The following is a 9,182-nucleotide window of genomic DNA, read 5'->3' as shown; positions in this document are numbered from 1 at the left end:
TTGGACATCTTTCCAGGTCAGGTTGCATTCACCAAAAAGGTGGAGTCAGGAAACATCAAATTTATTCAAAATTCGTCACCCTTCGGGATTGCCGATTTTGCCGAATCTGTGCTGCGTTGTGAGGCGCTCGAAGTACTGAAAGTAGTCTGGGGCACCTCACGCCTTGCATCTTCGGCAAACTTGGCAATTGCATAATCCGGGATTATCCGCGCCCACATCTCCCTAACTGAATGCCAGGGGGGACTCGGCTCCGGTGGGGCTGTTGCGGCCCTTTTGTTGATGGGGGAATGCCCTATCAAGGGAGGTCAAGATTTCTTTCATGTCAGGGGGAAGGGGGGCCTCGAATTGGCAATACCGTCCGGATTCAGGGTGGTGGAACCCAAGGATATGCGCATGTAACATTTGACGGCGGATAGGGGGCATGTCTTTCCGGTCTGTGATCCTTTTTCTTCGCCGCTCCCGGCCTTTCCCATACACTGTATCTCCCGCGATGGGGTAACCGAGGTGCGCGAGATGGACCCTGATTTGGTGTGTCCTCCCGGTTTTGGGGGACACCCGCAGTAGGGAATAAAACTCTCCGAAATCCCTGATCTTTTCCCAATAGGTCAGGGCCTGCCTTCCTCCCGTTGGGACCGGGGCCATCTCTTTTCGCCTTTTGGGGTGTCTGGAGATGGCGACTTCGATGGTGCCCTGTGATCTATCAGGGCACCCGATGACCAGTGCAAGATACTGCTTTTTCACCGATCCTTCGGAAAATTGGTTTGATAGACGGCAATGGACGACATCGTTTTTCGCCACCACGATGAGACCGGAGGTATCTTTGTCCAGCCTGTGAACTATTCCAGGTCTCAAAGTTCCGCCGATTCCGGAAAGATCCCGGCAGCGTGCCAGGAGTCCGTGAACCAGGGTCCCTGAGGGGTGACCGGGGGCGGGGTGAACGACGAGTCCGGGGGGTTTATTAAGGACAAGGAGCGATGAATCTTCAAACAGGATGGAAAAATCGACGGGTTCCGGTTCAATACGGTAGGCGCGGGGCGGAGGTACAGTGAAAAGGACCCGGTCCCCTGCTCTCAGTCGATAGCCGGGCTTGCGGGGCCGGCCGTTGACCTGAACAAGGCCGTTTCTGATGAGGTTCTGTATCCTGGATCTTGTGAGGTCAGGGGTCCTTGAGGCGAGAAAGAGATCGAGGCGGTGGTCCGTATCCTTCCCCTGAACGAGGATGGAGTAAGTCCTTTCCGGTTGCTTTTCCACTGCTGTTAGACATTACAGGTGGATTCAGGCGAAGATCCTGTCCAGGTCTTTTTCAATCTGTTCTTCCTTCACGTTCTTTGCCAGGGAAATCTCCTTTACAAGGAGATTGCGGGCCGTGTCCAGCATCTTTCTCTCGCCGAAAGAGAGCTCTTTTTCCACTTTGAGCATGAGAAGGTCCCTGTAAACCTCGGCCACCTCAAAAACTGACCCGGTTTTGATCTTCTCCATGTATTCCCTGTACCTTCGATTCCAGGTCTGGTTATCGATGGACACGTCGCGTTTTTTCAGGATCGAATAAAGCTTGGGGACTTCACTCTGGCCGATGAGTTCTCTGAGTCCAACGTTGTCCACATTCTGGGTGGGGATCATGATAATCATGTCGTTGTCCAAAATCCTCATCACGTAAAAATCCTGGCTGCAGCCCGAGATTTCCTGGGTTTCGATCTTCTCGATGACGCCCACCCCGTGGGCGGGATATACAGCTAAGTCACCTATCTTGAACATCGATCACTCCAAATGACTTGTTTTTCCTATTTCCTTCCCCCGGAGGCCCCGGGGGAAGGAAATAGGGGTTTACTTATCCAAACGGACCTATTTCAGGAAGAGGCCCAGATGAGGCAATATCGGTGCGATCACGAGGGAAACCACCGACATCAGCTTGATAAGGATATTCATGGCAGGCCCGGAGGTATCCTTGAACGGATCTCCTACGGTATCCCCCACCACGGCGGCCTTATGGTTGTCGGAGCCTTTTCCGCCCAGGTGGCCTTCCTCGATGTATTTTTTGGCGTTATCCCAGGCACCGCCGCCGTTGGCCATGAATAGGGCCAGGAAGGCTCCCATGACCGTTGCCCCGAGGAGCATCCCCCCAAGGGTCTCTTTCCCGAGGAGGAAACCCACGGCAACAGGGGTAAGTATCGCCACAAGGCCCGGTGCCACCATCTCTTTCAGGGCCGAGGCGGTGGCGATGGAGACACAAGTCTTGGAATCCGGTTTCACACCTTCTTTTCCTTCGAGGAGCCCGGGGATTTCCCGGAACTGGCGGCGGATTTCCTCCACGATGCTGAAGGCGGCCTTTCCAACGGAGGTCATGGTCATGGCGGCGCAAACCATGGGAACCATCCCGCCTATGAAGGCGCCGATCACCACCATGGGGTTCTTTATGTCGATCACGGTGAGTCCCGCGGCCTGGGTAAAGGCGACGAAGAGGGCCAGTGCCGTGAGGGCCGCGGATCCGATGGCGAAACCCTTTCCGATGGCGGCCGTGGTGTTGCCCAGGGCATCCAGGCTGTCGGTGATCTTCCTGGTCTCCGGACCCAGTCCTGACATCTCGGAGATGCCTCCGGCGTTATCGGCGATGGGACCGTAAGCGTCCACGGTCATGGTCGCACCCACCGTGGCCAGCATGCCCACGGCGGAAAGTCCGATACCGTAAATCCCCGCTGCCTTGAATCCTATAAAGGTGGCTACGCAGATGCCCAGGATGGGCAGGTAGGTGGATTGCATCCCCACGGCAAGCCCGGCGATGATCACGGTTGCAGGGCCTGTCTGGGATTGTTCCGCGATTCTACGGATGGGAGGCCCTGAGGTATAGTATTCAGCCAAGAGCCCGATGGCGATGCCGCAAAGGAGCCCTGAGAGGATCGCCCAGAAGGCGCCTATGGGCATCCCAAGGGACTGGGTGATAAAGTAGGTCAGGATGATGAAAATGAAGGCGGCGACAAAAGTCGTGTAACGCAAGGCGCCCGCCGGATTTCCTGCCTGGAAGATCTTGATGGAGAAGACTCCCACGAAGGAACTCAACAACCCGGCTATTACCACCAGGATCGGCATGGCCATGTATTTCAACCGGATCGCCTCCGGAGTCATTTCCTTTAGAACAGGAAATTTTGCGAGGAATTCGGGAGTAATGGCCAGGGTCGCCCCGATGGCGATGGTAGCGACCACTGAACCGACAAAGGATTCGAAGATGTCTGCTCCCATGCCGGCGATATCCCCCACGTTGTCCCCCACGTTGTCGGCGATGACCCCGGGATTCCGCGGATCGTCCTCGGGGATCCCGGCTTCCACCTTCCCCACCAGGTCAGCGCCCACATCCGCGGCCTTGGTAAAGATACCTCCGCCTACACGGGCAAACAGGGCGATGGAACTCGCTCCCATGGCGAAACCGTTGATGTAATGGGCCGTTCCTGGATCATCTCCGAAAACCCAAAACCAAAATCCCAGGCCCAGGAGACCGAGGCTGGCAACGGCCAGACCCATCACAGAGCCCGAAAAGTAAGATACGTTCAAGGCCTTGGCCTGTCCGAATTTATTCGCGGCCTCAGCCGTCCTGGAATTGCCTCTCGTGGCGGCGGTCATGCCGGAGAAGCCGGCGACCATGGAGCACAGGGCCCCCGTTACAAACGCGATCGCCGTGTTCCAGGAGATTCCAATCCCGAGCAGGATGAAGACGATGAGGATAAAGAAGGCCAGGACGGTATATTCCCTTTTCAGGAAGGCCATGGCGCCTTCATGGATCATCTCCTCCAGCTCCTGCATGGTCTGGGTGCCGTTGGGCTGTTTTTTGACGTAGGTAAAAATCAACCAGGCGATAATCAGACCGAAGATACCTAAGAATGGAGCAACAACCGTTAAATTCTGCATCAGCAAATTACCTCCTTACTCTTCGCCAAGTTCTGGCAGTTCGTTATATTCATTGCTGCCTCAACCCCATCGGAAATAAACAATCCACATGCCTGAACAGCCATCTGGACGACCCTGTCGATGATCTCTTTTTCGTCCCCGTAAAAGGGGCTCAGGACGTATTCCTCAATCGGTTCTCCGTAACGCGGGCGCCCGATCCCAAGCTTTATGCGGGGAAATTGCTGAGTTCCCAAGTGTTGGATGATGGATGAAACGCCTTTATGCCCCCCGGCACCTCCTCCCCTCACAACCCTGATCCGTCCTACAGGGAGGTCGATGTCATCGTGGATAATCAGGATTCTTTCAGGGGTCACGCGAAAAAAGTCCACACAGGCCTTGATAGACAAGCCGCTGTGGTTCATGTAGGTCAGGGGACGAATCAGAATGATCTCCTGTCCTTTATAGACCGTCCGGGTGTATCTGGATTGAAATCGTCGGCCCGTGAGGGCCGTGTTAAAGCCCTTGGCCAATTGACGCACAACCCGAAACCCCAGGTTGTGCCGTGTATCCCGGTATTTCCGTCCCGGGTTGCCGAGGCCTCCAATCACGTACACCTTAGGGTTCCCGGCTTCACCTCCTTTCTTTGAAGACATTTATTCCTGTTGTTCGGATTCAGTATCCACACCTTCTGCCTCTTCCTCGGCAGCACCTTCTTCCTCTTCAGCCCGGCCGGGTTCGGCGACCGGCGCCTGAACCACGGCCACGGCCAGATGTCCTTCGAGAGGGGTGGTGATTCCCTCGGGCAATTTGATGTCTCCCACATGAAGAGTCTCTCCGATATCCAGCCCGGAGACATCCACCTCGATAGCGTCCACCAGCTTGCCGGGCAACGTGGAAATGGTAATCTCCCTTCGGACATGCTGCAGGACCCCTCCCTTTGCAACTCCCACGGGGGTCTGAACCAGGTGGATGGGGACATCAAGGGTGATCTCCTTGTCCATGGCGATCTCGTAGAAATCCACGTGGTAGCAGGTATCCTTGAGGGGATCCATCTGGATCTCTTTGACCATCACATTGTATTTCTCCGAGCCCCCGTTGGACTGGATTTCGAGTCCCAGGACCGTGTTCTCTAACGAGCCCCGCTTGATCAGTTTTTGTAAATCCATGTATCTGACTGCAAGCATAACGGGTTCCCTCCCGGGCCCGTAAAAAACAGCCGGTACCTGTTGGTTTTTTCGAAGTTTTTTGGCCGCCTCTTTTCCTTTGGTATCCCGGATCCGGGCGGCGAGTGTCAGTTGAGCCATAATTGTCTCCTTACCTGTAACATTGAATGATCCTCACCTTTCTTACAGTTTGTTAGACGAACAGGGTGCTCACGGAGTCCCCGCAGTGGATCCTCTTGATGGTTTCTCCCAGCAGTTCGGCCACGGAAAGAACGGTGATTTTGTCGCACTTAAGGGCCTCTTCTTTGAGGGGGATTGTGTTGGTCACCACCAATTGATCGATAGGGGACTCATTGAGCCGTTCGATGGCCGGCCCGGAGAGGACCGGATGGGTGCAGCAGGCGAAGATCCTTTTTGAACCCCTGTTCAAGAGGGCCATGGCCCCCTGGACTAACGTCCCTGCAGTGTCCACCATGTCATCCAGAATGACGGCCGTCTTTCCCCGAACCTCCCCGATAATGTTCATTGCCTCCGCAATGTTGGGGGCGTCGCGTCTCTTGTCGATGATGGCCAGGGATGCCTCCAGCCGCTTGGCAAATGCCCTTGCCCGTTCCACACCTCCGGCATCCGGGGACACGATGACCAGATCGTTGGCAAAGTGACTTCTCATGTACTTCAGGAGCACGGGGGCGGCGAATATATTGTCCACGGGAATGTTGAAATATCCCTGGATCTGTCCCGCATGAAGGTCCATGGAAACCACCCGGTTGGCCCCCGCAACAGTAATCAGATCAGCCACCAGCTTTGCGCTGATGGGCACCCTGGGCTTGACCTTGCGGTCCTGGCGCCCGTACCCGTAATAAGGGATTACGGCCGTGATCTTCTTGGCCGAAGCCCTCTTCAGGGCATCCATGATGATCAGAAGCTGCATAAGGTTGTCGTTTACAGGCGTGCAGGTAGACTGGAGGATAAAGACGTCCCTGGCACGGATATTCTCATGGATTTCAACCAGGGTCTCCCCGTCGCTGAAGGTCTTTGCGGTGATTTTTCCTGGTTCAATGCCAAGGTACTCGCAGACTTCCTGGGTGAGCATCGGGTTGGATGTGCCACCGAACAACTTCATTTTTTTCCCTGTTGGCTGGGGTGGGAGGATTCGAACCTCCGAATGCGGGCTCCAAAGGCCCGTGTCTTACCGCTTGACGACACCCCAGCAGATCCTATCCGTTGGTATTGGCGATTTCGAACACCGGCGGCCCCTCCCAGTTTGTGGTCACGAATACGGATCCCAATCCCCGAAGGCGGTCCATCGCCCCGCAGGCCTCGCGGCGGGACCCGAATATCCCGAACACGGTCGGTCCACTCCCGGTCATCAGGGCGGCCTCGGCCCCAAGTTCCAGGAGTTGGTGTTTGATCGTGTCAATGATCGAATATCTGGCGGAAGTCACCCTCTCCAGATCGTTTTCCAGGAGCCGGGAAACCGTGAAAGGCCTTTTTTTTAAAAGATAAATAGTATGCTCATATTCTTTTTCTGTCAACTCCATTTTCAATTGACGGTATGCCCATGCAGTTGAAACCCTGACAGGAGGGGTCACGGTCACGTACCAGGTTTCAGGCCATTGACTCAGGGGTTGAAGCCTGTCCCCGATCCCGGTGGCCAGGGCCGGCCTGCAATAGAGAAAAAAGGGGACATCCGCCCCCAACCCGCCGGCGATCCGGTGAAGCGCGGGCATGGAAACCGGGCGGGACCACATTTCATTGAGGAGGAGGAGCGTGGCCGCGGCGTCGCTGCTCCCTCCCCCCATGCCCGCCGCCACCGGGATATTTTTTTTGAGTTCCAGGCTCACTCCGCTCCCTATCCCCGCCTCGGAAAGAAAGGCCTTGGCGGCCCGGACCACGAGATTGGTCTCATCTTCCGGAACAGAGAGGCCGTTGCAGGCAAGCCCGACGGCAGTTCCCGGGACGGCCCGGGCCTCGATCAGGTCGCAGAGGTCGATCGGGACCATGACGGTTACGAGTTCGTGGTATCCATCAGGTCTTCGGCCCGTGACTTTGAGGCGCAGGTTCAACTTGGCCGGGGTTTTTATCCTGTATTTCCCGGAGGGCAAACCAGAGGTTTCCTTGTATAAAGGGTTAAATCGGTCGCTCACATTTCCCCGGGGCCCCGGGGCCGCCCTCACTTCTTTGCCTTCACATATCGCCATCTCAGGTCCGTCAGGATGCTGTCCAGAAATCTTTCCTCCTCCTCCGTTAGGTTGCCGCGGGTTTTGTCCTTCAACATGGCGATGGTGTCGATGGAGTGTTTGGCAAGCTGGAGATCCGTTTTTTTTCGGCCCGTCTGGGGGTCTGCGATCTCCCCCAGGTGCAGGAGGGCCGAAGAACTCAGGCTGAAAATGAGGGAGTTGAAGTTTACCTCCGGAAGAGGGGGTCTTGCTTCGGATTCTTCGGCCTGGAGTTCGGTCTTGGGCGGAGCCTCTTTTGTGCGCTCTTCCTTTTCCGCTGCCCCTTCCTTGAGCTCTCCCTTCTCATCAAAAGCCCTCCGATCCTTCAGTATGAATCCCTTTTCTTCTTCTGACATGTCGATTTGTCTCCTTGGATGAAAAGTCGATATAGATGGATCCACCGGACATCATTCACCTTCGCCGGGAATCCCCCGTAGCCTGGTTGCTGCAAGGAGAAACCGCGGTGCGAGTGACCCGATGGACTGGAGTTCAGCATGGGTGAATGCTAACACAACATCTTGATTTGTCAAGCTTTTGGGCAAGGCCCATATCCCTTTCAGGTGGATTGCGGAGGTGAAAAGTCCCGAATCGCCGGAAGGGAGATCCCCGAACTCGGTAGGGAGGCGTAAGGCCGTGTCGTCCCTAAAGAAAACCAGCCGGAGATAACCTGCAAAAATCCTTGACATTTCACATGGGAGTTGATATTAATCACCAGCTAAGTGCCCGGGGTGAATTGTGCCCTTGGGGAGGAACGAGGGCAAGCCTTGCGGGGCGCGGTATTCCAGAAAGGGAAGGAGGTGAGGAAAAGAGCTTTTCGGGTATTTAGGTCTTTTTCTGTTTTTTTCATTAACCTGATTTTCTTTCTTTAGGAGGAAAGAACATGCGGAAAATCTTTGTAGTCATGCTCGCAGCCGCCTTTGTAGCGGCCTGCGCCCTTCCGGCCATGGCAGCCGACAAGGAAGTGAGCTTTTACGGAAATGTCCGGGTGAGCACCTTCTGGATCGACAAGGACAAGAACACCGCCAACGCACTCACTGCGCCGGCGGCAAGCGCTCCCAACAACCTTTACGATGACACCGACGTGGCCTGGGAGATGGACAACGCGTGCAGCCGCTTTGGCGCCCGCTTAGCTATTACAGACATTGGTACGGGACCTGGAACTTCGGGGCCGGCACCCTGCTTATCGGGCAGACTTGGGCCGTCAGCTTCCAGCCAATCGACGGCGACGTATTTCTGGGTGGATACGCCGGCGATTACGGCAGTGCAGGGGGCCGCATAAGGACCGAGCAGATCCAGCTCAGCTTCCCCTTTGAGGTCGGTACTCTGAAGATAGGCTTCAACCAGCCCAGCACCAACCACTCCACCGGGTTCGGGGATACCGACACCTCGCTGCCCAATATCGAGATGAGCTTCGGCGGAAAGATCGGGCCGGTGAGCTTCTCCGTTTACGGCGGTTACAACTGGCTGGATGCCGTAAACATCACAAACGACAGGGAATACAGCCTCAACAGTTACGTGTATGGCGCCACCGTGAGCATTCCCTTCGGTCCTGCCTATTTCAAGGCCAGCTACTACCATGTCCGGAACCCCAATGAATACGGGTATGCCCTGGCCACTCCCTTCGATGCCAATTACAACGCCGCAACGGACAGCATCGAGGACGTGGACGCTGACGGTTACTTCGCCGTTTTCGGGTTCAAGTTCAACGACATGGTCTCTTCCGAGATCGGTTACGGGTACGTGAATATTGAGCGTGAAGACTTCTCCAACCCCGGAGACGATGAGGACGACAGGGCTTATTACTACCTGGCCGTGCCCATCACGTTGGCCAAGGGTGTTACCGTCACCCCCGAAATCGGCAAGTTTGACGAGAAGGATCACAAGCTTGCCGGCGCCACCGCGGTGGATGACGGCGATGTCGTTT

General features: G+C 55.7%; 9 protein-coding genes and 1 tRNA gene. 1 reads left to right on the top strand and 9 read right to left on the bottom strand.

Annotated elements, in window-relative coordinates:
• Nucleotides 1–222 precede the first annotated feature (222 nt).
• The 9 genes from JRF57_02070 to JRF57_02030 all read right to left on the bottom strand — a co-directional run bounded on the left by JRF57_02070 (nucleotide 223) and on the right by JRF57_02030 (nucleotide 7,614).
• A complete protein-coding gene (locus JRF57_02070; GenBank protein ID MBW2302479.1) occupies nucleotides 223–1,221 on the bottom strand; it encodes an RluA family pseudouridine synthase in 999 nt (332 codons plus the stop codon).
• Between the two features lie 54 nt (nucleotides 1,222–1,275).
• Nucleotides 1,276–1,755: a CarD family transcriptional regulator gene (locus JRF57_02065; GenBank protein MBW2302478.1), complete on the bottom strand. Its 480-nt coding sequence runs from the start codon at nucleotides 1,753–1,755 to the stop codon at nucleotides 1,276–1,278.
• An 87-nt stretch (nucleotides 1,756–1,842) separates the two neighbouring features.
• Complete coding sequence (locus tag JRF57_02060; GenBank protein MBW2302477.1) at nucleotides 1,843–3,897, bottom strand: sodium-translocating pyrophosphatase; 2,055 nt, start codon at nucleotides 3,895–3,897, stop codon at nucleotides 1,843–1,845.
• Nucleotides 3,897–4,529: an aminoacyl-tRNA hydrolase gene (locus JRF57_02055; GenBank protein ID MBW2302476.1), complete on the bottom strand. Its 633-nt coding sequence runs from the start codon at nucleotides 4,527–4,529 to the stop codon at nucleotides 3,897–3,899. The genes JRF57_02060 and JRF57_02055 overlap by 1 nt, the downstream gene beginning before the upstream one ends.
• Entirely contained in the window at nucleotides 4,530–5,180 is a 651-nt protein-coding gene (locus tag JRF57_02050; protein ID MBW2302475.1) for a 50S ribosomal protein L25, read from the bottom strand.
• A gap of 52 nt (nucleotides 5,181–5,232) precedes the next feature.
• Entirely contained in the window at nucleotides 5,233–6,162 is a 930-nt protein-coding gene (locus tag JRF57_02045; protein MBW2302474.1) for a ribose-phosphate pyrophosphokinase, read from the bottom strand.
• A gap of 12 nt (nucleotides 6,163–6,174) precedes the next feature.
• Nucleotides 6,175–6,249 (bottom strand) — tRNA-Gln (locus JRF57_02040).
• Between the two features lie 7 nt (nucleotides 6,250–6,256).
• Nucleotides 6,257–7,144 carry a 4-(cytidine 5'-diphospho)-2-C-methyl-D-erythritol kinase gene (gene ispE / locus JRF57_02035; GenBank protein ID MBW2302473.1) on the bottom strand — a complete coding sequence of 296 codons (888 nt, stop codon included), beginning with the start codon at nucleotides 7,142–7,144 and terminating at the stop codon, nucleotides 6,257–6,259.
• Nucleotides 7,145–7,212: 68 nt separating this feature from the next.
• Nucleotides 7,213–7,614, bottom strand: a complete 402-nt coding sequence (locus JRF57_02030) for a DUF1844 domain-containing protein (GenBank protein ID MBW2302472.1) — start codon at nucleotides 7,612–7,614, stop codon at nucleotides 7,213–7,215.
• A 748-nt stretch (nucleotides 7,615–8,362) separates the two neighbouring features.
• Between JRF57_02030 and JRF57_02025 the strand changes: the two genes are divergently transcribed.
• A partial coding sequence (locus tag JRF57_02025) for a hypothetical protein (protein MBW2302471.1) occupies nucleotides 8,363–9,182 on the top strand: 820 nt, incomplete at its 3' end.

This window comes from Deltaproteobacteria bacterium (assembly GCA_019310525.1).
GTDB lineage: Bacteria > Desulfobacterota > DSM-4660 > Desulfatiglandales > HGW-15 > JAFDEE01.
This window is presented reverse-complemented; position numbering and strand designations above follow the sequence as displayed.